This is a genomic window from Flavobacterium chungangense LMG 26729 (assembly GCF_000735715.2).
In the GTDB taxonomy this organism is placed as follows: domain Bacteria; phylum Bacteroidota; class Bacteroidia; order Flavobacteriales; family Flavobacteriaceae; genus Flavobacterium; species Flavobacterium chungangense.
The window spans coordinates 397,154-422,513 of the sequence record NZ_JASY01000008.1 but is presented as its reverse complement, the minus strand read 5'-3'; the positions used below and the strand labels follow the sequence as shown (position 1 = coordinate 422,513).

General features: G+C 33.8%; 18 protein-coding genes. 10 read left to right on the top strand and 8 right to left on the bottom strand.

Annotation, left to right across the window (positions count from 1 at the left end; translation table 11 throughout):
• Positions 1–130 precede the first annotated feature (130 nt).
• The 3 genes from gyrB (at position 131) to secDF (ending at position 6,315) form a co-directional block, all read left to right on the top strand.
• A complete protein-coding gene (gene gyrB / locus JE46_RS15765; RefSeq protein ID WP_031456239.1) occupies positions 131–2,071 on the top strand; it encodes a DNA topoisomerase (ATP-hydrolyzing) subunit B in 1,941 nt (646 codons plus the stop codon).
• Between the two features lie 107 nt (positions 2,072–2,178).
• A complete protein-coding gene (gene mdh / locus JE46_RS15760) occupies positions 2,179–3,114 on the top strand; it encodes a malate dehydrogenase (protein ID WP_031456238.1) in 936 nt (311 codons plus the stop codon).
• 225 nt (positions 3,115–3,339) lie between these two features.
• Positions 3,340–6,315: a protein translocase subunit SecDF gene (gene secDF / locus JE46_RS15755; protein ID WP_031456237.1), complete on the top strand. Its 2,976-nt coding sequence runs from the start codon at positions 3,340–3,342 to the stop codon at positions 6,313–6,315.
• 471 nt (positions 6,316–6,786) lie between these two features.
• Here secDF and lgt read toward each other — a convergent pair whose 3' ends face one another.
• From lgt to JE46_RS15725, 6 genes are all read right to left on the bottom strand, one after another.
• Positions 6,787–7,749: a prolipoprotein diacylglyceryl transferase gene (lgt, locus tag JE46_RS15750; protein WP_031456236.1), complete on the bottom strand. Its 963-nt coding sequence runs from the start codon at positions 7,747–7,749 to the stop codon at positions 6,787–6,789.
• Positions 7,750–7,815: 66 nt separating this feature from the next.
• Positions 7,816–8,055: a membrane protein insertion efficiency factor YidD gene (gene yidD, locus JE46_RS15745; RefSeq protein ID WP_035136655.1), complete on the bottom strand. Its 240-nt coding sequence runs from the start codon at positions 8,053–8,055 to the stop codon at positions 7,816–7,818.
• Positions 8,056–8,075: 20 nt separating this feature from the next.
• Positions 8,076–9,554: a cysteine--tRNA ligase gene (cysS, locus tag JE46_RS15740; protein ID WP_031456234.1), complete on the bottom strand. Its 1,479-nt coding sequence runs from the start codon at positions 9,552–9,554 to the stop codon at positions 8,076–8,078.
• Between the two features lie 45 nt (positions 9,555–9,599).
• Positions 9,600–9,974 (bottom strand): four helix bundle protein, encoded by a 375-nt coding sequence (locus tag JE46_RS15735; RefSeq protein ID WP_031456233.1) that lies wholly within the window; start codon positions 9,972–9,974, stop codon positions 9,600–9,602.
• An 86-nt stretch (positions 9,975–10,060) separates the two neighbouring features.
• A complete protein-coding gene (gene folE, locus JE46_RS15730; protein ID WP_031456232.1) occupies positions 10,061–10,732 on the bottom strand; it encodes a GTP cyclohydrolase I FolE in 672 nt (223 codons plus the stop codon).
• 203 nt (positions 10,733–10,935) lie between these two features.
• Positions 10,936–12,132 carry a pyridoxal phosphate-dependent aminotransferase gene (locus JE46_RS15725; RefSeq protein WP_031456231.1) on the bottom strand — a complete coding sequence of 399 codons (1,197 nt, stop codon included), beginning with the start codon at positions 12,130–12,132 and terminating at the stop codon, positions 10,936–10,938.
• Positions 12,133–12,254: 122 nt separating this feature from the next.
• Here JE46_RS15725 and JE46_RS15720 point away from each other — a divergent pair, with 122 nt between their 5' ends.
• The 5 genes from JE46_RS15720 to JE46_RS15700 all read left to right on the top strand — a co-directional run bounded on the left by JE46_RS15720 (position 12,255) and on the right by JE46_RS15700 (position 20,012).
• Complete coding sequence (locus JE46_RS15720; protein ID WP_031456230.1) at positions 12,255–13,577, top strand: PDZ domain-containing protein; 1,323 nt, start codon at positions 12,255–12,257, stop codon at positions 13,575–13,577.
• Positions 13,578–13,697: 120 nt separating this feature from the next.
• Positions 13,698–16,340, top strand: coding sequence for a gliding motility-associated C-terminal domain-containing protein (locus tag JE46_RS15715; protein ID WP_031456229.1), 2,643 nt, complete (start codon positions 13,698–13,700; stop codon positions 16,338–16,340).
• 27 nt (positions 16,341–16,367) lie between these two features.
• On the top strand, positions 16,368–17,297 hold the full coding sequence (locus JE46_RS15710) for a PorP/SprF family type IX secretion system membrane protein (protein ID WP_031456228.1): 930 nt from the start codon (positions 16,368–16,370) through the stop codon (positions 17,295–17,297).
• A gap of 10 nt (positions 17,298–17,307) precedes the next feature.
• Positions 17,308–19,437, top strand: a complete 2,130-nt coding sequence (locus JE46_RS15705) for an OmpA family protein (RefSeq protein WP_051872902.1) — start codon at positions 17,308–17,310, stop codon at positions 19,435–19,437.
• Between the two features lie 92 nt (positions 19,438–19,529).
• Positions 19,530–20,012 carry a hypothetical protein gene (locus JE46_RS15700; RefSeq protein WP_031456226.1) on the top strand — a complete coding sequence of 161 codons (483 nt, stop codon included), beginning with the start codon at positions 19,530–19,532 and terminating at the stop codon, positions 20,010–20,012.
• Positions 20,013–20,092: 80 nt separating this feature from the next.
• Here JE46_RS15700 and JE46_RS15695 read toward each other — a convergent pair whose 3' ends face one another.
• The gene (locus JE46_RS15695) at positions 20,093–20,473 is read right to left on the bottom strand and encodes a DUF1573 domain-containing protein (protein WP_031456225.1); all 381 of its coding nucleotides are present in this window, start codon (positions 20,471–20,473) and stop codon (positions 20,093–20,095) included.
• Positions 20,474–20,762: 289 nt separating this feature from the next.
• On the opposite strand from JE46_RS15695, the gene JE46_RS15690 reads away from it, so the two are divergent.
• Positions 20,763–23,396: a valine--tRNA ligase gene (locus JE46_RS15690; RefSeq protein WP_031456224.1), complete on the top strand. Its 2,634-nt coding sequence runs from the start codon at positions 20,763–20,765 to the stop codon at positions 23,394–23,396.
• A gap of 72 nt (positions 23,397–23,468) precedes the next feature.
• Here JE46_RS15690 and JE46_RS15685 read toward each other — a convergent pair whose 3' ends face one another.
• Complete coding sequence (locus JE46_RS15685) at positions 23,469–24,149, bottom strand: DUF4294 domain-containing protein (protein WP_031456223.1); 681 nt, start codon at positions 24,147–24,149, stop codon at positions 23,469–23,471.
• A gap of 82 nt (positions 24,150–24,231) precedes the next feature.
• Between JE46_RS15685 and JE46_RS15680 the strand changes: the two genes are divergently transcribed.
• Positions 24,232–25,320: a M42 family metallopeptidase gene (locus tag JE46_RS15680; protein WP_031456222.1), complete on the top strand. Its 1,089-nt coding sequence runs from the start codon at positions 24,232–24,234 to the stop codon at positions 25,318–25,320.
• Positions 25,321–25,360 lie beyond the last annotated feature (40 nt).

Genomic DNA, 25,360 nt, shown 5'->3' with positions numbered 1-25,360 from the left:
TATTTTCTGTAATTTTTAATAATTCTGTTAATAACTTAGGTGCTTTAAACAGTATTTTAAGAGGTATATAAATTGCGTTTTCATATATTTGCGTGTTAAGACAATAATTACATTTTTTAGAATAAATTATATGAGCGAAGAAATCAAGAAGAACAATTATTCAGCAGATAGTATTCAGGCATTAGAAGGAATGGAGCACGTAAGAATGCGTCCATCGATGTATATTGGAGATGTAGGAGTTCGAGGGCTGCACCATTTGGTTTATGAAGTTGTGGATAACTCTATTGATGAGGCGATGGGAGGACATTGTGATACAATTGGTGTTGCAATAAACGAAGACGGTTCGGTAACTGTTGAAGACAACGGTCGTGGTATCCCGGTTGATTTACATAAAAAAGAAGGTGTTTCTGCACTTGAGGTTGTAATGACTAAAATTGGTGCAGGAGGTAAATTTGATAAAGATTCTTATAAAGTTTCCGGAGGTTTGCATGGTGTTGGGGTTTCAGTTGTAAATGCACTTTCAGTTCATATGAAATCGACTGTTTTTAGAGAAGGTAAAATCTATGAGCAGGAATATGAGAGAGGAAAATCATTATATCCGGTAAAACAAATCGGAGAAACAGATAAAAGAGGTACGCGTCAGACTTTTTATCCTGATAATACTATTTTTACTCAGACTACAGAGTTTTCTTACGATACATTATCGGCACGTATGCGTGAACTTTCTTTCCTGAATAAAGGAATTACAATCACTTTTACCGATAAAAGAGAAGTGGATGAAAAAGGAGAATTCAGAAGTGAAGTTTTTCATTCAACAGAAGGACTAAAAGAATATATTCGTTATTTAGACGGAAACCGTGAGCCGATTGTTTCGCACGTAATCAGCATGGATCACGAAAAAGGTGAAATTCCGGTTGAAGTCGCCCTGATTTACAATACAAGTTATACGGAGAATATTTTTTCTTACGTAAATAATATCAACACACACGAAGGAGGGACGCATTTACAAGGTTTTAGAAGTGGTTTAACAAGAACCCTTAAAAAATATGCCGATGCTTCCGGGATGTTGGATAAATTGAAATTCGAGATTGCGGGAGATGACTTCCGTGAAGGATTAACAGCTATTATTTCTGTAAAAGTTGCTGAGCCACAATTCGAAGGGCAAACAAAAACTAAGTTAGGAAATAGAGAAGTAGTTTCTCCGGTTTCTCAGGCTGTAGGAGAAATGTTGGAAAATTATTTGGAAGAAAATCCAAATGATGCCCGTATCATTATCCAGAAAGTAATTTTGGCTGCTCAAGCCCGTCACGCTGCGAAAAAAGCACGTGAAATGGTGCAACGTAAAACCGTTATGGGTGGTGGTGGATTGCCGGGGAAATTATCAGATTGTTCTGAGCAGGATCCTGCAAGATGTGAAGTTTATCTTGTCGAGGGAGACTCGGCAGGTGGGACTGCCAAGCAAGGTCGTGATCGTGCTTTTCAGGCGATTTTACCATTACGAGGTAAGATTTTGAATGTTGAAAAAGCAATGCATCATAAAGTGTTCGAAAACGAAGAGATTAGAAATATTTTTACTGCGCTTGGTGTTACTGTGGGAACAGAAGAAGATAGTAAAGCATTGAACCTTTCAAAACTGCGTTACCATAAAGTAATTATCATGTGTGATGCCGATGTCGATGGTAGTCATATTTCTACCTTAATATTAACATTCTTCTTCCGTTTCATGAAAGAATTGATTGAAGAAGGTCACGTTTACATTGCAGCTCCACCTTTGTATTTAGTTAAAAAAGGAAATAAAAAAGAGTATGCATGGAATGATGTTCAGCGTGATCAGGCGAATGAAAGAATGGGTGGAAGTGCCGCTATTCAGCGTTATAAAGGTCTTGGAGAGATGAATGCAGAACAATTATGGGAAACTACAATGGATCCTGATTTCAGAACTCTTCGCCAGGTTAATATTGATAGTTTAGCTGAAGCTGACAGGGTTTTTTCTATGTTAATGGGTGATGAAGTGCCGCCACGTAGAGAATTTATAGAAAAAAATGCAGTTTATGCTAACATTGATGCCTAATAAAATTTAGTTGTAAATTCGTTTAATTGTTTAAATTTACTAAACGATTAAACGAATTTTTTGATTATAAATAAACGAATTAATTAATAACCAATAAAGTATAAAATATGAAAGTTACCATTGTAGGAGCAGGAAATGTTGGAGCCACTTGTGCGGATGTTATTTCTTATAGAGGAATTGCAAGCGAAGTTGTATTGTTGGATATTAAAGAAGGTTTTGCCGAAGGTAAGGCGTTGGATATTATGCAATGTGCCACAAATACAGGTTTTAATACCAAAGTATCTGGGGTGACCAATGACTATTCTAAAACTGCCGGAAGTGATGTAGTCGTAATTACATCAGGAATTCCAAGAAAACCGGGAATGACTCGTGAGGAATTAATTGGTATTAATGCAGGAATTGTAAAAACAGTTGCAGAGAATGTATTAAAGCATTCACCCAATACCATAATAGTTGTAGTTTCTAATCCAATGGATACTATGACCTATTTAGCTTTAAAGTCAACCGGATTGCCTAAGAATAGAATAATTGGTATGGGCGGAGCATTAGACAGTTCGCGTTTCAGAACCTACCTTTCTTTAGCTTTAGATAAACCAGCAAATGATATTTCAGCAATGGTAATTGGAGGGCATGGTGACACCACTATGATTCCGTTAACTCGTCTCGCTTCCTATAATGGGATACCGGTAACGGAATTCCTTTCAGAAGAAGTACTGCAAAAAGTTGCGGCCGATACGATGGTAGGAGGAGCTACGCTTACTGGACTTTTGGGAACATCGGCTTGGTATGCTCCTGGTGCTTCAGTTGCTTTTTTGGTAGATAGTATTTTGAACGATCAAAAGAAAATGATAGCATGCTCTGTTTTTGTAGATGGAGAGTACGGGCAAAAAGATATATGTATTGGAGTACCGTGTATAATTGGTAAAAATGGAGTTGAAGAAATTTTAGACATTCAATTAAATGAGAATGAAAGAGCGCTGTTTGCGAAGAGTGCAGATGCGGTTAGGAGTATGAATGATGCCTTAAAGTCGATTTTAATATAAAGATTTTCGAAAAAAAAGAAAAAGGCTGCACTTTTGCAGTCTTTTTTTTGAGATTAATTAATAAATAAATTGGTTAATCTTTTCGAGAATTATATATTTGCTCGGTTTAAAAAAAATGTGGTAATTCGTGATTTAGTTTTTTAGTTTTTAAAAATCATGTCAGGGCTTATTTTATGGGACTTTAAAACAAAATAAACAATAAAACATAATTAATTTTTAGTAATAATGCAGAATAAAGGACTTATTAAATTTTTCGCAATTCTATTTGCATTGGTAAGTATTTACCAACTTTCTTTCACTTTTGTGGCTAATAATGTCAAAAGTGAAGCTAAGGTTTTAGCAGGAAACAATCCTGATAAAGAATTAAAATATTTGGATTCTATTGGTAAAGAAAAAGTATTGAATCTTGGTTTTACTGATTTTACTTATAATGAAGTAAAAAATAAACAATTAAATAAAGGTCTTGACTTAGAAGGAGGAATCAATGTGATTCTTCAAATTTCTATAAAAGATGTTTTGAAAGGATTGGCTAACAATTCTAAAAACCCTGTATTTAATAAATCATTAGCTGATGCAAGTGCAAATTTAGAAGGAAACAAAACCTATTTAAATAAGTTTTTTGAAGCTTTTGAAGCGAATTCAAACGGAACTACAAAATTAGCCTCGCCAGATATTTTTGCAAACAGAAGTTTACAGGGTGAAGGTGGTATCGATTTTCAAATGTCTGATGCTCAAGCTCAAAAAGTAATTAAAAGAAAAGTTGATGAGTCTGTTGAAAGTGCTTTTAAAGTACTAAGAGAGCGTATCGATAAATTTGGGGTTACTCAGCCAAATGTTCAGAAATTAGGAGAAACAGGAAGAATCTTAGTTGAACTTCCAGGTGCAAAGGATGTTGACAGAATTAAAAAATTATTAGGAGGAAAAGCTCAATTAGAGTTTTGGGAAACTTTTAAAATTGAAGAAATCGGAAACTTTTTAGTAGCTTCTAACGAAGCATTAAAAAAGACTGAAATCAAAAAAACAGAAACTAAAGCTGTTGTTAAAGATTCATTGAATGCTTTATTGACTGATGCTAAAGATTCAGTTGATACTAAAAAAGGAAACAATCCATTATTTGACAAAATGATTGGTCAGGGTGGTGGACCGGTTTTAGGTTATTTTGCGCCAAAAGATACTGCAACTGTTAACGAGTATTTTAAAAGGCCGGAAATTAGAGTTTTATTGGCTGCTGACCAACACAATGCAAAATTTGTGTGGAGCAAACCAACTACTACAAAAGATGCTAAAGGAAAAGATATTGAAGCTGTAGAATTATATGCTTTAAAAGGAAACAGAGATAACGCTCCTGCTATGAGCGGAGGTGTTGTTACGGATGCAAAAGATACTTTTGACCAATTAGGAAAACCAGCTGTTTCTATGCAAATGAACAGTCAGGGAGCTAAAATCTGGGAAGAATTGACAGGAAGGGCTTTTTCTCAAAAAAGTTATATCGCTATTGTTTTGGATAATGTAGTCTATTCTGCACCAGGAGTTACAAGTGGACCAATTGCTGGAGGAAGATCTGAAATTACAGGTTCTTTTGATGTAGCTGAAACTAAAGATTTAGCAAACGTATTAAATGCAGGTAAATTACCAGCTTCTGCAGATATTATTCAATCGACTGTTGTTGGGCCATCTTTAGGACAGGCAGCAATTGATGCGGGAACAATTTCATCTATATTAGGATTCTTATTAGTTTGTTTATGGATGGTATTTTATTATGGTAAAGCTGGTTGGTATGCTAACCTTGCGTTATTGTTAAATTTACTTTTCTTGTTCGGAATTATGGCAAGTTTTGGTTTTGTATTAACATTACCAGGTATTGCAGGTATCGTATTGACATTGGGTACTGCGGTAGATGCGAACATTATTATATTTGAAAGAGCAAAAGAAGAATTACGTGAAGGTAAATCATTATCTGAAGCAGTTACTGCCTCTTACGGATGGCATGGAGCAATGCGTTCTATTATTGATGCAAACGTTACGCACGTTTTAACCGGAGCAATTTTGTTTATTTTTGGAACAGGACCAATCAAAGGTTTTGCTTTAACATTACTTATTGGTATTGTAACGTCATTGTTTACGTCAATCTTTATTGCAAGAATTTTTATTGACAGAAACATTGCCGGAAAAGGTGATTTAACTTTCTCTACAAATATTACTAAAAACTGGTTTACTAATTTTCACTTTGATTTTATTAAAATCAAAAAATTCACTTATATTTTCTCTTCAATTGTAGTGGTAGTAAGTTTAATTTCGATCTTCTTCGTGAATGGATTAGATGAAGGGGTTGACTTTGTTGGAGGAAGAACTTTTCAGGTAAAATTTGAGAAACCTGTAGATGCTACAGTTGTTTCAGATGAATTGTCTGCAGCTTTTGGAACTCCGGTTGAAGCTAAAATTTTAGGTGATGATGATCAATTGAAAATCACAACTAAATATAAAATTAAAGAAGATGGAGTAGCTATTGATGAAGAAGTGAATCAGATATTGTATAAATCATTAGCGAAATATTTCCCTAATGTGACTTATGATAAATTTACCAATACTTTTGACGGTAAAAAAGTTGGAGTTTTACAATCTTCTAAAGTTGGAGCTTCTATCTCTGAAGATATTAAAACAAACTCATATTGGGCGGTTCTTGGAGCGATGGCAGCAATTTTCCTTTACTTAATGGTTTCTTTCCGTAAATGGCAATATTCATTAGGTGCGATTGCAGCTGTAGCGCATGACGTAATCTTTGTATTAGGGATCTACTCTTTATGTTATAAGTTCATGCCTTTCCACATGGAAATGGATCAACACTTTATCGCTGCGATTCTTACCGTTATTGGTTACTCTATGAATGATACTGTAATTGTATTTGACAGAGTTAGAGAGTTTATTGTTGGAAACCGTAAAGGTAGCTTTGAAGATATCGTAAACGCTTCTATTAATACTACATTATCAAGAACATTGAATACTTCATTAATGATGATTATTGTGTTGTTAACGATGTTTATCTTTGGTGGAGAGTCAATTAGAGGATTTATCTTTGCAATGTTAGTAGGTATTGTGGTAGGAACTTACTCTTCGTTATTTATCGCTACACCGGTATTGGTTGATACGATTTCTAAAGATGAGAAACATACAATCGAAGACAAACATAATACTAAAGAATAATTACAAGTTTTAAATTATAGAAAGATCCAACGAAAGTTGGATCTTTTTTTTGTTCTAATTTTATGTGAGAAAGAAATTGTTTAGCTAAATAGTATGAGCGAATAATCCTGATTTATTCTTTTAGAATAAAGAATAGTTGTTTTTTTGTATTTGCGAATAGCTATTTATTTCTGTGTAAAAGCCTTTTTTATAGTTTTTTTGTTTTGTACAGACTTACAGTAAGGTCTTTTGGAAAATAAATTTCTAATCTAGCCCCATGGGAGCGGTATCCTTTTTCTGGCTTTTTTAGCCAGAAAAAGATATAGCGGACAGCAGGACTGAAAGTTATATGATATGATAAATTTCAGCTTCTAAATATAAAGATTAAGAGAGTTAGCAATTGGATAGGAGAGAAGGATAACTATAGGTGTAAAACAAAAAATTGCCCAATACTTAAAACTGTATTGGGCAATTTTATATTGGATTGTTTTTTTAAGATGTTGCTAAAGGATTTCTTTGTGCTCTAATGATAAAGAAAAGCCCAATTATTATAAACGGAATACTCAACCATTGTCCTGTTGAGAAGTATCCTAATTTGTTTTCGAAACCTCCCTGACTTTCTTTTACGAATTCGACAATGAAGCGAACAACAAATAAAAGCACTAAAAATAATCCGAATAAGTATCCTGATTTAAGTCTCGCATTTGTTTTCCAATATAGAAAGTATAAGGTAGCAAATACAAAAATGTAACAAAACGCTTCATACAATTGTGTTGGATGCTTTGCAGGAACCTGAGCTAATAAATCAGCAAATTTTGGATCAGTTGCAATGGTCGTATATGCGTCTTTTGGATTTGCAATTCCAGTAGCTTTTACAGCTTCCGCTTTGCTGATTTTATCGTGAAGAAAACGAATTCCGAACGAGGAAGTAGTTTCGTTACCTATGATTTCAGAATTCATAAAGTTTCCGATACGTACTAATACTGCACCACTGGCAACAGGAATAACAATTCTGTCTAAAATCCATAAAACAGAGCGGTGTAATATTTTTTTATTGTAAAGGTACATGGCAATAATAATTGCAATTGCTGCACCATGACTAGCTAAACCTTGAAAACCTACAAACTCCCAGCCATTGATGAAGCCGAAAAGTGTAGATCCGTTATTTTCCCTAATTGGTAAAAACATCTCTAAAGGATGGTTTCTGAAATAATTATCTTCATCGTAAAAAAGAACTTGTCCCAAGCGGGCGCCAATCAAAGTTGCTAAAACGGTCCAGACAAATAATGAATCCAGTTTGTCAATTGATTCGTTTTCGCGTTCGAAAATCTTTTTCATCAGGAACCAACCTAAAACAAAAGCAATTACGAACATTAAGCTGTAGTAGCGAATCATAAAAAATCCTAAATCGATTCCTTCTGAAGGATTCCAAACGATGTTTAAAGCGTGTGTCATGTAGTATTATAATTTTTAGATACAGTAAAAATAAATATTTAAAGCAGAGTAAGTCTTTATTAAAAGTTAATGTTTGTGCGAACATTTCTTTTCAGGAACCGGATCATAGCCTGTTCTTCCCCATGGATGGCAGCTCAAAATACGTTTGATTCCGAGGTATCCTCCATAAAATAGTCCATGTTTTTGCAAGGCTTCAATCATATAACTTGAACATGTTGGTTCAAATCGGCATGACGCTGGAGTAAATGGCGAAATAGCGTTTTGATAAAAGCGTACTAATAAAACAAATGGAGTTATGACTTTCAATTTATTAGAAATGAATTGGTTTATATCGAAAAGCTGGTGCCCTCTTTTCCGTCTTTTAATTGAATGCCTAAAGTAATTAACTGATCTCTGATTTGATCAGAAAGAGCGAAGTTTTTATCAGCTCTTGCCTGATTTCTCATTCCGATAAGCATGTTTATAACACCTTCTAATTTGTCATTATTACTGTCGGCAGCCTTTTCATCACTTAAGCCTAAAACATCAAAAACGAAAGCATTAATTGCCGTTGAAAATGATTTTAAATCTTCGATAGAAATGGTCTCTTTACCTTCTTTGAGTAAATTAATATAACGAACTCCTTCAAATAATTGTGCAATTAAAATAGGAGTGTTGAAATCATCATTCATTGCGTCGTAGCACAATTGTTTCCATTTATTAAAATCAATAGAACTTACGTTGCCTGCTGAAATTGCTGGCAAAGTATCAAGTGCTTCCATTAATCGTTTATATCCTTTTTCGGCAGCTGTTATGGCGTCATCAGAAAAATCGAGGATACTTCTGTAATGCGCCTGTAACATAAAAAATCTAGTTACCGAAGCAGAAAAGGCTTTGCTTAAAACTGTATTGTCTCCGCTTAAAATTTCTCCCGGCAAAATATTATTTCCGGTTGATTTTGCCATTTTTTTTCCGTTAAGGGTAAGCATATTGGCATGCATCCAGTAATTTACAGGAGACTGACCTGTACAGGCCTCATTTTGGGCGATTTCACATTCGTGGTGTGGAAACTTTAAATCCATTCCGCCACCGTGAATATCAAAGTGATTTCCAAGATATTTGGTGCTCATTGCGGTACATTCCAGATGCCAGCCTGGAAAACCATCGCTCCATGGAGAAGGCCATCTCATGATATGTTCAGGCTCTGCTTTTTTCCAAAGTGCAAAATCCTGTGGATTTCTTTTATCTGATTGTCCATCCAGATCCCGTGTATTAGCCAGCATGTCTTCGATATTTCTGCCGCTTAAAATCCCGTAATTGTTCGTTTCGTTATATTTGACAACATCAAAATAAACGGAACCATTAGCAACATAGCCGATTCCGGTATCAATTATTTTTTTGATGATTTCGATTTGTTCAATAATATGTCCCGTTGCAGTTGGTTCAATACTTGGCGGTAAAAAGTTAAAGGCTTTTAGAATGTCATGAAAATCAACAGTATATCGCTGTACAACCTCCATCGGTTCTAATTGTTCTAAACGTGCTTTTTTGGCAATTTTGTCCTCGCCTTCATCAACGTCATCCACAATATGGCCAACGTCTGTGATATTACGCACATATCTTACTTTGTAATCCAAATGCAAAAAATACCTGAATATAACGTCAAAAGACATAAAAGTCCTCACATTTCCTAAGTGTACATTGCTATAAACTGTAGGGCCGCAAACATACATTCCAACATTTCCTTCATGGATTGGTTTGAAATTTTCTTTTTCACCCGAAAGTGAGTTGTATATTTTTAAGGGTTGTGATGTATATAATGGCATAGTTTTACTGTTTAATCGTTTAATCGTTAATTTGTTTAATTGTGATTATCGGATTTGTTCTTTTGAAAGATAATATTTTTTTAGATTGTTTATTTGATTACAAATTTTTTCAAGTTTTTCGCGACATTGAATGTATTCTTGTTCTGAAATGTAGTTTAAATCTTTTGAAAGAATTAAATGATTTAATGTTTCCATTGCTGAAGAATATGAAATTGTTAAAAAATGAGCCTTGTCTTTATTTGTGTTTCTTGATGTTCCTTCAGCAATATTCGTAGCAATCGAAGAAGAACTTCTCTTTATCTGAGAGGTTATTCCAAATAATTCGTGAGAAGGAAATGCAATTGTCAATCTATAAATTTCTAAAATAAAAACTCGAGAATTTTGCCAGACTTCTAATTTTTCAAAAGAAAAGAGATACATGTTTTTTATTTAATTGTTGATTTGTTTAATCTAAAATTAGACTTGTAATGAAGCGATTAAACAAATTAATGATTTACCGATTAAACTTAAAATTGCGTATCTAACTTAATATAATCTAAAAATTCTCTTTTCGTTTGAGGATCTTTGAATTTTCCACCGAATTCCGAAGTTACGGTACTGCTTTCGATATCTTTAATTCCTCTTGAGTTTACACAAAGATGTTTAGCATCAATGACACAGGCAACATCTTCTGTTCCTAAAGCTTTTTGAAGTTCCTGAACAATCTGCATCGTTAAACGTTCCTGAACCTGAGGTCTTTTTGCATAATATTCTACAATTCGGTTCATTTTAGATAATCCGATAACTCTTCCGCTGGATATATAAGCTACGTGAGCACGTCCGATAATTGGTAATAAGTGGTGTTCGCATGTAGAATAAACAGTAATGTTTTTTTCTACTAACATTTCACCATATTTGTAGTTATTGTCAAAAGTAGAGGCTTTTGGTTGTTTTGCAGGGTTTAAACCTCCAAAAATTTCTTTTACAAACATTTTTGCAACTCTGTTTGGAGTTCCTTTTATGCTGTCATCTGTCAAATCCATTCCAAGTGTCTGCAGAATGTTTTCGACATCTTTTTTTATTTTTTCTATTTTTTCTTCATCAGTGATATCAAAAGCATCCTCTCTTAATGGGTTTTTTGCATTGCTGCTGAAGTGATTGTCACCTATTTCGTCTAAAAAATCTTCGTTATTTATCATTAAAAACTACTATTATAATGTGGTATATCTTTTTAAGGCGGTAAAGATAATTAATAAAAAGGAAACCTTTTCTATCGTTTTTACTATTTAATTACTCCTTTTTGGATATAATCTAAATTAAAACCAAATGTGTGTTTATTAAAAACACAAAAGACAATAACTTAGTCAGTTATTGTCTTTTGCAAGTTTATAATTAGCTCTTATTATTTTTTATTGTAAACAATAAGTGCTTCTTTTAATATGTTAACTGCGGTAATTAAATCTTCTTTATTTAAGACATAAGCAATTCGAACCTGATTTAATCCCATTCCCGGAGTTGAATAAAAACCAGCCGCAGGTGCAACCATTACGGTTTGTCCGTTTAAATCATAACTTTCCAAAAGCCATTGGGCGAAATCTTCAGAATTTTGTATTGGCAATTGTGCAATGCAATAAAATGCTCCTTTAGGTTTGGTTACGATTACGCCATCAATTTTGTTTAGTTCAGTAATCAAAGTATCACGGCGGCTTTTATATTCTGAAATTACTTCATCAAAGTAACTTTGAGGAGTATCTATGGCAGCTTCACAAGCAATTTGTTCAATTGTGGGCGGACTCAAACGTGCCTGAGCAAATTTCATTACCGTTGCTAAAACCTGCTTGTTTTTTGTTACTAAACACCCAATTCTGGCGCCACACATGCTGTAACGTTTAGAAACAGAATCGACCATGATTACATTTTGCTGTACATCATCCAAATTCATTACTGAAAAATGTTCATCATCTCCATCATATAAAAACTCACGATATACTTCATCAGCAATTAAATACAAATCATGCTTTTTTATTAAGCCTGCTAATTGTTTAATTTCTGCTTCAGTATATAAATAACCGGTTGGATTTCCGGGATTGCAAATTAAGATCGCTTTTGTTTTTGTTGTAATCAGTTTTTCAACTTCATCTATACTAGGCAATGCAAATGCACTCTCGATTGTAGAAACAAGAGGCACTACAGTTGCGCTTGTAGAGGATGCAAAGGCATGGTAATTAGCATAAAAAGGTTCCGGAATGATGATTTCATCACCAGGATCTGTAATTGTGGCCAGTGCAAAAAGTAAGGCTTCAGAACCACCAGTAGTTACAATGATGTCTTCTGTGTTAACGTTTACATTTTGGCGTTGGTAAAATTTCGCTAATTTTTTTCTATAACTTTCATATCCCGCTGAAGGGCTGTATTCAATAAGAGTTAAATCAATATTTTTTACCGCCTCGATGGCCACTTCGGGTGTCTTGATATCCGGTTGACCAATGTTTAAATGATACACTTTTTTACCTTGCTTTTTAGCACTATCTGCATAAGGAGCAAGCTTGCGTATCGGTGATTCGGGCATGTTTTTGCCTTTGTGTGAAATTGTTGGCATGAGTTTTATTATTGAAGTGCAAATTTGCATTTTTTTTTCGAATTTAACGTCAACAATACAGGGACTTATAAAAATGTAACAATAATCAATATTTTTAGTAATTTTATAATAAAAAAATGTCAATGAAAAAATATATTCTATTATTTTTTGGTTTTTTGGCATCTTTTGCACTAAAAGCTCAGGATGATTTTTTAATGGAAAAGCACAAAAAGAAAGTTGTAATTCCTTTTAAGCTGATTAATAACCTGGTTTTTATCCCAATAAAGGTTAATGGTATTGAACTGAATTTTTTATTAGATTCGGGTGTCGATGAAACAATTTTATTCAGCATGGAGGATAAAAAAGAGGTTAGTTTTAAAAATATTGAAAAAATTAAACTTCGGGGCCTTGGCAGTGAGGAGGAAATAGAGGGGTTAAAATCTACTAACAATATTCTGGAAACACATGGTTTGAAATCTGCAAATCATTTGGTTTATATTATTCTGGATCAGGGGTTTAATTTGTCTTCCCATATTGGAATTCCGGTTAACGGAATAATTGGGTACAAGTTTTTTAAAAATAATATTGTAGAGGTTAATTATCAAAAGAAAAGAATTTTTGTTCACCAAAATAATGAAAAAATAAGGATTGCTTTAAATAAAAAATTTAAGGCAATCCCCATTACCATTGAAAGATCAAAGCCTTATTTGATGGCATCTGCAATAGTGAAAAATGTAAATATTCCCGCAAAATTACTTGTGGATATTGGAAATAGTGATTCATTCTGGGTTTTTGAAAATGATAAAATAAAGTTACCTGAAAAGAATTTTCCGGATTTTTTAGGAAAAGGATTTAGCGGGGACATTGAGGGGCACAGGGCAAAAATAGATGAATTTTCACTGGCTGATTTTGATTTTAAAAATCCTATTGTTTCTTTTCCCGACTCCAGTTCCATAAAAAATGTAAAAATGGTTGTCAATCGAATAGGTTCTGTTGGTGGCGAAGTTTTAAAACGCTTTACAATTGTTATGGATTATGCAGATAAAAAAATGTATCTGAGAAAAAACAGCAAATTTAATGAGCCTTTCACCTACAATAAAAGCGGAATTTCAATCCAGCATAATGGTCTGCAATGGGTTCAGGAAACGGTACACTTAGAAACGGTTAGGGTAAGTACTTCAAATGATGAAAATTATAATGGCAATAATAAAAATGATTTTAGGTATAAATTTCAATTAAAGCCTATTTATGAAATTGTAAATGTGCGCAAAAAGTCAGCGGCCGAAAAATGTGGTTTGTTAAAAGGAGATATAATTATCAGTATAAATGGAAACAAACCTTATAAGTATACCTTACAACAAATTAATAATCTTTTAAAATCAGAAGATGATATTTGGATTAATTTAGAAGTTGAACGAAATAGTGTATTGTTAAAGTTTCGGTTTCGATTAGAAGATGAATTGTAGTTTTTTACTTGATTTATTTTATTTTTTCGTTTGATAATTAGATAGTTATATTTTTGTTTTTTTTAGATAAGATAGTTTTGTTGAATAATTTAAGTATTTTTAACAAAATTTAATTAGTATATGATTAAAAACTACTTTTCTTTAATTGCTTTTAGCTCTTATCTTCTTATTTTTCTTTTACTTCCTACTAAAAGTTTTGCACAATGTGCGGGTCAGGACTCATTGACTCCTTTTGAAGTTTGTGATATACCCAATGTTAGTAGCCAGACAATAGATTTGTGTCCTTTATTAGGGGTTACTGCAGTTCCGGGCGGTACATGGTCAGATGATGATAATTCAGGAGGTTTAAATGAAACCACAGGAGTTTTAAATGCACAGGTGATTCCTGTTAGTGGTATTTATCACTATACTTATACAGTTACAGGAATCAATGGATGTACAGATAATTCAGCAACTATCGAAGTTATTATTGGCGGATATGCAGGTGTTGCAGAAAGAGCTTCAGCATGTAGTGATGATCATTCATTTAATCTTTTTCAGATATTCAATGCGAATAGTTATTTGAGTCCGCAATCTCGTGGAAATTGGTATGATATAAATGGAACTCCTGTGAATAGTATTGTTGATGCAGAAGTTTTAGGTATTGGAAATCATCAATTTACATATTCTATTGCCGCTATTGGAAATTGTCCAGCTGTTTCTTCAACAGGATTTGTAACTGTTTTTAGATCCCCGGAGCCAGGAAAGCCTTCACAATTAATATTATGTGAGGACAGTGATTTTTCAATATATTCTAATCTGGACTTAAATGACTGGGTTGCTGGTGAAGATTCAGGGGGAACATGGACCGATAATAACGGTACAGGGCAGATTACTTTTATAAAAGATCATAATATAAATGTTCAGCAAATATTTAATAATTATGGTATAGGAGAATATAACTTTACTTATACAGTTTTACCAACAAGTCCGGTGTGTAAAATAGAAACTGCTGTTGTAAGGATTAAAATTGAAAAGAAATACGATTTTACGGGCGCGACTATAGAAGTGAGAAAAGATATTTGCGAGTCTGACATTCAAACTGCAACTTATTCGGTCATATTAAACCAGGGAATTCAGAATATTCCAAATGGTCAATACTATATAGATTATACAGTTTCAGGACCAAATGGAGGTTCACATACAGTATTGTCAACATTTAATAATGGAGTTTTAATTTTTCCTTTAAGCCGGAATTATTTTCGGCAGTCGGGCAGTTTTACCGTATCCATCACAAAAATAAATGAATTTAGCAGTGAAGGCGGCTGTGTAAACATCATTAATAATTTATCAGATGTTTTGCATGTTTATAAAACACCGGTTTTAAACGGGGCGAATTTAACACCGGCTGTGACCTGTCAGAATAAAAGTTCTCAGGCATTAATATCAAATGCTTCCGGATTAGAAGATGGAGCGTATACTATTTTGTATAATGTTGCCGGATCAAACACAGCAACAGCACAAGTCGCTGCCATTAATGTAATAGGGGGAAATGGAAGTTTTACGATTCCTTCCAACTTAAATTCCAATAGTGGCAATTCAGTTATTACAATTACTAATGTTACCAATGCAGCTACTCCTTATTGTACAAATACTGCTAATTTGAGTGGAAATTTAATCATAAATAAACTTCCGGAAGTCCCGAATCTAAAAGTTGAAGTTTTGGATAATTGTTTTAACAAACCTTTTACAGCTTCAGTAACCGGTTTAGGATTACTTACGAATGTTACAGTTTCATATGTATTATCTGGTAGTAATATTGCCACCTCACAAACGGTTACTTTAGTGGTGGTTAATGGAAAAGCAGATTTTGTAATTCCGGCTATTTTATTACCAAATACAGGCTCAACCGCGATTTCGATAATAAATCTGGTAAATAATGATACAACTTGTGATGTGAATTTAACAACAGTTTCAGACGCTTTTGCAATAAATCCTATTCCGATAGCACCTGCTTCTGTTGATCAGCCTTTTTGTAAAGCCGATGGAGCAACTATTGCCAGTTTGGTTCCTAATGGATCTCGGTATAAATGGTATAATTCGGTAACACTTACTACACCTTTGGCTTCTAATTATATTTTAAAATCAGAAGATTATTGGGTAATCGAAACTTCTGCAGCCGGATGTACTTCACCAGCTACGATGATTACGGTAACAGTAAGCAATTTGCCTGCACCGGTTTTAGATACTGACGGTCAAAATTTTTGTGGTTTACAAAATCCTACGATTTCAGATTTGTCTAATAATACAAATGCTTCGTCTACGATAGTCTGGTATGATGCCATAAATAATGGTAATCTGCTATCTTCTACAACACCTCTGACAGATAATACAATTTATTACGGCTTCGATTTTTCTTCAGTAACAGATTGTCATTCTGAAGATCATTTAGAAGTGAAAGTTTCTCTGAGTCATTGTGATGATACTGAATATGAAACATTTTTTATTCCGGATGGTTTTTCGCCAAACGGTGATAATGTAAATGATACTTTTAAAATTCTTAAAATTGATTTTTTATATCCGGATTACAAAATTGAAATTTATAACCGATACGGAAATGTCTTATTCAAAGGAAATAAAAATAAGCCGGATTGGGATGGAAGGAATTCTGAAGGTGGAGGTATGGGTGATGGAATAGCACCAAACGGAGTCTATTTTTATGTTATCCATTTTAATAAAGAGAATAAACCGCCTCAACAAGGCCGTCTTTATTTAAATAGATAATCTTCATTTACATTTAATATATTTCAAATGAAAAAAATAATACTTCTTATAAGCTTCCTTTTTTATATCACATCAGCTTCAGCTCAGCAAGATCCTGAGTACACCCATTATATGTACAATATGAGTGTAGTAAATCCAGCTTACGCTAGCGGTACAGCAGCAATGCTAAATTTAGGAGGCTTATACAGAACACAATGGGTAGGAGCGGTTGGAGCACCAAAAACATTTACTTTTTTTGGACATACTGCTTTAAGCGAAAAGATCGAAGTTGGTGCTTCATTAATTTCGGATGATATTGGTGAAGGTGCGAAAAAAGAAAACAATTTCTATGCAGATTTTGCCTATGTGCTGCAATTAGAAGGCAAAAACAAACTTTCTTTAGGACTAAAAGCCGGATTTACTTCTTTACAGACTAATTTTAATGGATTTCGTTTTACGGATCCGGCAACAGATTTGGCTTTCGCCGAAAATATCAATGTGACTAAGCCAAATATTGGAGCAGGAGCTTATTACTTTACCGACAAGTATTATATCGGATTATCTGTCCCAAATTTATTGAGTTCAAAACACATCGAAGAAAAATCAGGAATAAACGCTTTCGGATCCGAACAAATACACACTTTTTTAACCGCCGGATATGTTTTTCAGATTAATGATGCATTTAAATTAAAACCGGCATTTATGTCCCGATTTGTTTCCGGAGCACCGGTGTCAGTTGATATCACAGCCAATGTTTTGTATAATGACAAGTTTGAAATCGGGGCTGCGTACAGGGTAAATGACGCCGTAAGTGCTTTAATGAATATCAATGTTATACCTTCACTTAGAATAGGATACGCTTATGATTATACGACATCAAATTTAGGACAGTTCAATTCAGGAACTCACGAAATTATGCTACTTTTTGATTTGGATTTATTAGGAAAAGGATATGATAAATCACCAAGATTCTTTTAAAATGAAAAATATGAAAAGATTATTTGTTATTATATTCGTATTTTCTATACAGTTTATAAACGCTCAGGATCAGGATTTGGCCAGAGCCAAACGTTTTTTTGACAGGACCTATTACGCCGAGGCAATTACATTATATGAAAAATTAGCTGAAGAAAAACCTTCTCAGGAGGTTATCAAAAACCTGGCAGATTCGTATTGTTATACCAATGATCTCATAAAAGCCCAGCGTTATTACAGACTTTTACTTAAAAACTATGATAAGGATTTAGACCGAAATTATTATTTCAGATACGCCCAAACCCTCAAAGCTACGGGGAATACGGAAGAAGCCACCGAATTCTTAAAAAAATATTACTCAAAATCTGCCAATAATGATGATTTGGCAAATTTTGAAAAAGACATCAAAACTTTAGAAAATGTTTCTGCAATTGGAAATCGTTTCGAAATAAAAAACTTAGCCATAAATACACCAAATTCAGAGTTTGGAGCAGTAAAATACAATGACAGTCTGGTTTTCGCAGGTGTAAAACTGAAACCTGGATTGTTTGATAAAAAATACAAATGGGATAATGCGACTTATCTGAATTTGGTTGCTGTTCCAATCAAAAATATAAATTCAAAGGATCAGATTACGCATTATTTTTCGAATGAATTAAAAACCGGAATGCATGAGTCGAACGCTGTTTTTACAAAAGACGGCAAAACGATTTATTTTACGCGTAACAATTCTAAAAACGGTACTAAAAGAAAAAATGAAGAAAAAATTTCAAACCTTCAGATTTTTAAAGCCGAATTGGTTAACGGAAAATGGATCAATATAGTTTCGCTTCCTTTTAACAGTGAGAATTACTCTGTTGAGCATCCCGCTTTAAGTGCTGATGAAAAAGTATTGTATTTTGCTTCTGATATGCCGGGAACATTGGGTTCTTTTGATATTTTTTCAGTAAATATAAATCAGGGTGCTTTTGGTACTCCAAAAAACTTAGGCCCTATTATAAATACAGATAAAAGAGAGCAATTCCCTTTTGTTTCAAAAGACAATAAACTTTATTTTTCATCAGATGGGCATTTAGGATATGGATCTCTTGATGTTTTTGTTTCTGAAATTAAAGGAAAAGAATATGACAAGCCTGTCAACGTTGGTATGCCGGTTAATTCTAATTTAGATGATTTTTCATTCTATTTTGATTCAGATACAAAGGAAGGTTATTTTGCATCCAATAGAAAAGGCGGAAAAGGCAATGATGATATTTATGAGTTAAAAGAAATTAAGGAGTTAATTGTTGAAGATTGCAAGCAGTTTATTACAGGAGTAATAACAGATGCTGATACTAAATTAGCCTTAGAAAATGCCACTGTAGAACTTCAGGATTCAGATAAAAAACAATTGAATGTAGTGACAACAACTGCCGACGGAAAATTTAGTTTTACCGTGCCTTGTGAAACTTTCTATACTGTTTTGGCTTCTAAGGAAAATTATGCGAGCAACTCAAAATCGTTAACATCAGGCAAGACCAGAAATACAAATAATGATGCGTCAATGACTTTAAAATCACTAGAAATCATTAAGCAGGAAGAAAAACAGATTGAAGAGAATAAAAGAAAACAGGAACTTATTATAGAAGAAGAAAATAAGAAAAAAGAAGCTTTAGCAGTAATAGCTTTAAAGGAAGCAGACAAAAAAGCTAAAGAAGATAAAATTACTGCTGCACAAGTTAAGAAAAAAGAGAAAGTTGATCAGATCCTGGCTCAGGAAAAAGATGTCGTAAAAGACAAAGACAGGCTGATTATAAAAACGGATCCTATCTATTTTGATTACAATATGTGGTATATCCGAAAAGAATCAAAAGTGGTTTTAGGAAGGGTTGTAGAATTGATGAAGAAATACCCCGGAATGGTAATTGAAATTGGATCACACACCGATTCGAGAGGAAATGCTAAATTCAATGAAGATTTATCTCAAAAAAGGGCAACCTCTACCAGAGAATTTATCATACAATCCGGTATTGATTCTAAAAGGGTTATGGCAAAAGGCTATGGGGAATCTGTTCCAATTATAAAATGTAAAACAGATGATGCCTGTTCAGAAGAAGAACACGAATTGAACAGAAGATCTGAATTTGTCATTAAAAATTTATAGATTTTGAATAATAAATTTAACTAAGAAGCCTTTTCGTTGACTTCTTTTTTATTATTTTTATGGGATAACCATGAAATTAAAAATACTCAATTATGAAAAAGTTAGTTTTATCCTGCCTGATTTTGTCTTTAGCCGGACTGCAAAGCTGTAAAAACGATGAAAAACAAAAAGCAGCTGAAGCAGCAAAAGCCGATGGAGAAAAGATTGTAAGTACACAATGCTATCAGGCAACTTATGAAAATGATATCATTGATTTAAAACTGAATACTTTAAAAAACGGAAAAATTAATGGTAATATGATAATGAAAGTTGTGGATACTCCGGAAAGAACGGGAGAAATTACAGGTGAATTTCATGGAGATACTTTATTTGCAGATTACACTTTTCATGATGCCACAAATAAAAATAATAAATTCAAAAACCCAATGGCATTTTTAAAAAAGGATAAACAACTTATTTTAGGAAACGGAACAATGCAGACTACAATGGGCGTAACGTATCTGGTAAAAGACAAACCGATTGACTTTGAACGTGTAAAATATAAATTTGTTAGTATTGACTGCGTTGATAAATAAAAAATTAAGAGAACAAAAATCCATAAAAAAGCCGTTTCACACTAATGAAACGGCTTTACTATTTTTCGTTGAAATTATTTTTATAAAACTTCACCTTTAATTTTAAGAGCTACTCTTCCGTCAGGGTAATTTACAGCATTGGTTTCAACGGTAATCGTTTTACGGATTGGTCCTGCAGTCATGTTGTATTTTACGTCAATTTTCCCTTTTTTACCAGGTAAAATAGCTGCGCTTGGTTTTGTAACGACTATCGTGCTTAGTGTTGATTGGGCAGAAATTATCGTTAAGGGAGCATCACCTGTATTTGTAAATTCAAAAGATCTGACAGGATTGTCACTTTTTGAAATTTTTCCGTAATCAATAGTGTTATCCTGAGCAGAAAATTCAATTTTAGGACCGTTTTGAGAATAACCCGCTACGCTAAACAGTACGATTACAATAAATTTAATAACATTTTTCATTTTGAAATTGTTTTTAAGATAGGAGTAAATATACTTTCTTTTAATTAATACACAAATTATTATTTCGCTTTTTATAGTGTACTTAATTATTTACTTTTGCTGTCAATTATAATTACAAAAATTGAACCAGTTTTTTTGTTTAACTGTTTAATCGTTTATTTGTTTAATCGTTGAGATTGATTATAAATGATTTTTTTAAACAGAAAATAAGAAAACAAATCAATTTGAAATTCGATGATCAAAACCGATTAAACGGTTAAACAAATTAACGATTAAACAACCCTAGTAAATGACAATTCCAGCACAATTTGACGCTAAGACGATTGAGAGTAAATGGTATGATTACTGGATGAAAAATAACTATTTTCATTCAGAACCAGATCATAGAACACCGTACACCATTGTAATTCCGCCGCCAAACGTCACTGGAGTCCTTCACATGGGACATATGTTGAATAATACGATTCAGGATGTTTTAATTCGTCGTGCTCGTCTTAAAGGTTTCAACGCTTGCTGGGTTCCGGGAACGGATCACGCATCGATTGCTACTGAAGCAAAAGTAGTAGCGAAATTAAAAGCAGAAGGAATCAATAAAAACGATTTGACCCGTGAAGAATTCCTAAAACACGCCTGGGAATGGACTGATAAATACGGAGGAACCATCTTAGAGCAGCTTAAGAAATTAGGCGCTTCATGCGATTGGGAACGTACTAAATTTACAATGGACCCTGATATGTCTGCTTCTGTAATTAAATCGTTTGTTGATTTATATAACAAAGGATTAATTTACAGAGGATACCGAATGGTAAACTGGGATCCGGAAGCGAAAACAACTCTTTCTGACGAAGAAGTTATTTATGAAGAACAACAAGGAAAATTATTTTTCTTAAAATATAAAATCGAAGGTTCGGAAGATTTTCTGACCATTGCTACAACACGTCCGGAAACTATTTTTGGAGATACTGCCATCTGTATCAATCCGAACGATGAGCGTTTTACACATTTAAAAGGTAAAAAAGCGATCGTTCCAATTTGCGGAAGAGTAATCCCGATTATCGAAGACGAATATGTAGATGTAGAATTCGGAACAGGATGTTTGAAAGTAACGCCTGCGCACGATATGAACGATAAAACTTTGGGTGAAAAACACAATCTTGAAATCGTTGATATATTTAATGAAGATGCGACTTTAAATAGTTTCGGATTACATTATCAAGGAAAAGACCGTTTTGTAGTTCGTACAGAAATTGCAAAAGAACTGGAAGAAATTGGAGCTTTGGCGAAGACTGAAATCCATTTGAATAAAGTGGGAACTTCAGAAAGAACCAAAGCAGTAATCGAGCCAAGATTATCTGATCAATGGTTCCTGAAAATGGAAGATTTAGTAAAACCGGCGATTAAATCAGTTTTAGAAACTGGTGATATTAAATTGCATCCAAAACGTTTTGAAAATACGTATGCACACTGGTTAAACAACATCCGTGATTGGAATATTTCCCGTCAGTTATGGTGGGGACAACAAATTCCGGCATATTATTATGGAGACGGAAAAGAAGATTTTGTTGTTGCTGAAAACATCGAAGACGCTTTAGCATTAGCAAAAGAAAAAACCAACAACCAACAACTAACAACCGACAACCTAAAACAAGACGTTGACGCCTTAGATACCTGGTTCTCATCATGGTTATGGCCAATGTCAGTTTTTGGAGGTATAATGGATCCTGAAAGTGCAGACTTCAAATATTATTATCCAACAAATGACTTGGTAACAGGTCCGGATATTTTATTCTTCTGGGTGGCAAGAATGATCATCGCAGGTTACGAATATGCAGGCGAAAAACCATTTACAAACGTATATTTGACTGGTTTGGTTCGTGATAAACAGCGTCGTAAAATGTCTAAATCATTAGGAAATTCTCCTGATCCTTTAGATTTAATTGATGCTTTTGGTGCCGATGGAGTTCGTGTTGGATTGCTTTTAAGTGCTTCTGCAGGAAACGATATTATGTTTGATGAAGAATTATGTAATCAGGGAAAAGGGTTTTCAAACAAAATCTGGAATGCGTTTAAATTGATTAAAGGTTGGGAAGTTTCAGAAACTATTCCCCAGCCGGAATCATCAAAAGTGGCAATCGAATGGTACGAAGCGAAGTTGCAACAAACTTTAGTTGACATTGAAGATAATTTTGAGAAATACAGAATTTCAGATTCATTAATGGCAATCTATAAATTGGTTTGGGATGATTTCTGTTCCTGGTTTTTAGAAATGATCAAACCGGCGTACCAACAGCCAATTGACAGTTTAACTTTTGCGAAAGCGATCGAAATGTTAGAAAGCAATTTGAAGTTATTGCATCCTTTCATGCCTTTCTTAACGGAGGAAATCTGGCAATTAATTGCAGAAAGAACTCCGGAAGAAGCTTTAATCGTTTCAACCTGGCCAGAATTAAAATCTTTCAATGCAAAATTAATTACCGATTTTGAAAATTCTATTGAAGTTATTTCAGGAATTAGAACGATCAGAAAAGACAAAAATATTCCGTTTAAAGATGCAATCGAATTAAAAGGAATCAACAGCGAAAATGTTTCAACTTATTTCGATTCCATTATCACGAAATTAGGAAACGTTTCTGCTTTCGAATATGTTTCTGAAAAAGTAGACGGCGCATTGTCTTTCCGTGTAAAATCAAATGAATATTTCATTCCGATTACTGGAAATATAGATGTCGAAGCTGAAATCAAAAAGCTAACAGAAGAGTTGAATTACACTAAAGGATTCCTGAAATCTGTTGAAGCAAAACTTTCAAACGAGAAATTCGTAAACGGAGCTCCGGAAAAAGTTTTAAATATAGAAAAACAAAAACAGGCCGATGCTTTAGCAAAAATTGCGACAATCGAGCAGAGTCTGGCTGGTTTGAAGTAAGAATCAGTCACATTTTAAAGAAAAAACCCGGAAAGAAATTTTAAATCTGTCCGGGTTAATATTTTTTATGAGTTATTTGTTTTTATTAAGCTCTTCTGCTTTTTGTTCCCAGTTTGCTTCAAGTGCACCGTAGTCGATTGGATTTGCAGGTTTTTGATAGGATAATCTGCCCGATTCAAAAGCCCGGACGAGAATCGTTTCTATCAGATAATCTTCATTGACCTCAAAAGGTTTGTATTCCCTTTTTAAACTAATGTCAAACATATTGGCTGTTGCGTTCGATACGAAGGCCTTAAAACCGCTTTTTAAGGTTTTAACTAACTCATATGTTGTTATTCCGGTTTGTCGGTTGATTAGTTTTACTAAAATCTGGCCTTGTTTTCGCGAAAGCTTTTTTAGTCGGGCTTCAAACTCATTATTAAGATAATCTTCAACAATTTTAAAATATTTTTTCTTTTCGCGACTGGTTTTTAAACGGTCCATACCATTGTTTAGGGCAGTTAATCGGTCTGCTGCCAGTCTTGCATAAGGATAGACTTTATAAACCCTGTTTTGAAGAATCAGGAATTGCTTTTTGGCTTCGGGATCCAGCTTTTCTTTTGAAAGGATAATTTCTGCTAATTCAATAGTGTCATTCAAAATCGAATCATTTTCAGTAAGCGTATAGCCCATTTCACTCTCTTTTGGTGTAATCTGTGCTTTTGCAACAAAAGAAATTAAAAGAAAACATAAAATACAAGTTGTAAATCTCATGGAATATATATTTAAGTGTAAAATTATACATTATATACACAACTGTAATACCAAATTTATAAATTAGCAAAAAAATATTTTTATGAGCACACAATCTATCTTAAAAGATACCTCAATTGCTTTCCTGGAAAGCTACCTAAATAACGCTTCGCCGACAGGTTATGAAAGCGAAGGACAAAAAATCTGGATGAATTATCTGGAGCCTTATGTGGATACTTTTATTACGGATACTTATGGAACGGCCGTTGGTGTTATCAATCCGGATGCTCCATTCAAAGTGGTAATTGAAGGGCATGCTGATGAGATTTCGTGGTATGTAAATTATATTACAGAAGACGGTCTGATATATGTAATTAGAAACGGAGGTTCCGATCACCAGATTGCACCTTCAAAAAGAGTAAATATTCATACCAAAAAAGGAATTGTAAAAGGAATTTTCGGATGGCCGGCAATTCATACACGTTTACGAGATAAAGAGGAAATTCCGAAACTAAGCAATATTTTTATTGATTTAGGTTGTGAAACCAAAGAACAGGTTCTTGAAATGGGTGTTCACGTTGGTTGCGTGATAACTTATCCGGATGAATTCATGATTTTGAACGAAAACAAATTTGTCTGTCGTGCGATTGATAACAGAATGGGAGGTTTCATGATTGCTGAAGTAGCACGTTTGCTGAAAGAGAATAATAAAACGCTTCCGTTTGGTTTGTATATTGTGAATTCTGTTCAGGAAGAAATTGGTCTTCGTGGTGCCGAAATGATTTCACAGCGAATCAAACCAAATATCGCTATTGTGACTGATGTTTGTCATGATACTACAACGCCAATGATTGATAAAAAAGTAGAAGGAGATCTTAAAATAGGTAAAGGTCCGGTTATTGCTTACGCTCCGGCTGTACAAAATAACCTTAGAGAATTAATCGTCGATACTGCCGAGGAGAAAAATATACCGTTTCAGCGTCATGCGACTTCCAGAGCTACAGGAACGGATACTGATGCATTTGCTTACAGCAACGGAGGTGTAGCTTCTGCATTGATTTCACTTCCATTGCGTTATATGCATACGACTGTTGAAATGGTTCACAAAGAAGATGTTGAAAATGTGATTCAGCTGATTTATGAGTCATTACTAAAAATTGAAAATAATGAGACTTTTTCTTATTTTAAATAAGAGATAATTTGTAATGTTAACTTGGTTGTATTGATTTTTG

Coding starts and splice junctions, on each gene's coding strand:
- secDF (WP_031456237.1), top strand. CDS start 3,340: ATGCAGAATAAAGGACTTATTAAATTTTTCGCAATTCTATTTGCATTG.
- JE46_RS15690 (WP_031456224.1), top strand. CDS start 20,763: ATGACAATTCCAGCACAATTTGACGCTAAGACGATTGAGAGTAAATGG.
- JE46_RS15685 (WP_031456223.1), bottom strand. CDS start 24,149: ATGAGATTTACAACTTGTATTTTATGTTTTCTTTTAATTTCTTTTGTT.
- JE46_RS15695 (WP_031456225.1), bottom strand. CDS start 20,473: ATGAAAAATGTTATTAAATTTATTGTAATCGTACTGTTTAGCGTAGCG.
- gyrB (WP_031456239.1), top strand. CDS start 131: ATGAGCGAAGAAATCAAGAAGAACAATTATTCAGCAGATAGTATTCAG.
- folE (WP_031456232.1), bottom strand. CDS start 10,732: ATGATAAATAACGAAGATTTTTTAGACGAAATAGGTGACAATCACTTC.
- JE46_RS15725 (WP_031456231.1), bottom strand. CDS start 12,132: ATGCCAACAATTTCACACAAAGGCAAAAACATGCCCGAATCACCGATA.
- JE46_RS15705 (WP_051872902.1), top strand. CDS start 17,308: ATGAAAAGATTATTTGTTATTATATTCGTATTTTCTATACAGTTTATA.
- cysS (WP_031456234.1), bottom strand. CDS start 9,554: ATGCCATTATATACATCACAACCCTTAAAAATATACAACTCACTTTCG.
- JE46_RS15720 (WP_031456230.1), top strand. CDS start 12,255: ATGAAAAAATATATTCTATTATTTTTTGGTTTTTTGGCATCTTTTGCA.
- JE46_RS15710 (WP_031456228.1), top strand. CDS start 16,368: ATGAAAAAAATAATACTTCTTATAAGCTTCCTTTTTTATATCACATCA.
- mdh (WP_031456238.1), top strand. CDS start 2,179: ATGAAAGTTACCATTGTAGGAGCAGGAAATGTTGGAGCCACTTGTGCG.
- JE46_RS15735 (WP_031456233.1), bottom strand. CDS start 9,974: ATGTATCTCTTTTCTTTTGAAAAATTAGAAGTCTGGCAAAATTCTCGA.
- JE46_RS15700 (WP_031456226.1), top strand. CDS start 19,530: ATGAAAAAGTTAGTTTTATCCTGCCTGATTTTGTCTTTAGCCGGACTG.
- JE46_RS15680 (WP_031456222.1), top strand. CDS start 24,232: ATGAGCACACAATCTATCTTAAAAGATACCTCAATTGCTTTCCTGGAA.
- JE46_RS15715 (WP_031456229.1), top strand. CDS start 13,698: ATGATTAAAAACTACTTTTCTTTAATTGCTTTTAGCTCTTATCTTCTT.
- lgt (WP_031456236.1), bottom strand. CDS start 7,749: ATGACACACGCTTTAAACATCGTTTGGAATCCTTCAGAAGGAATCGAT.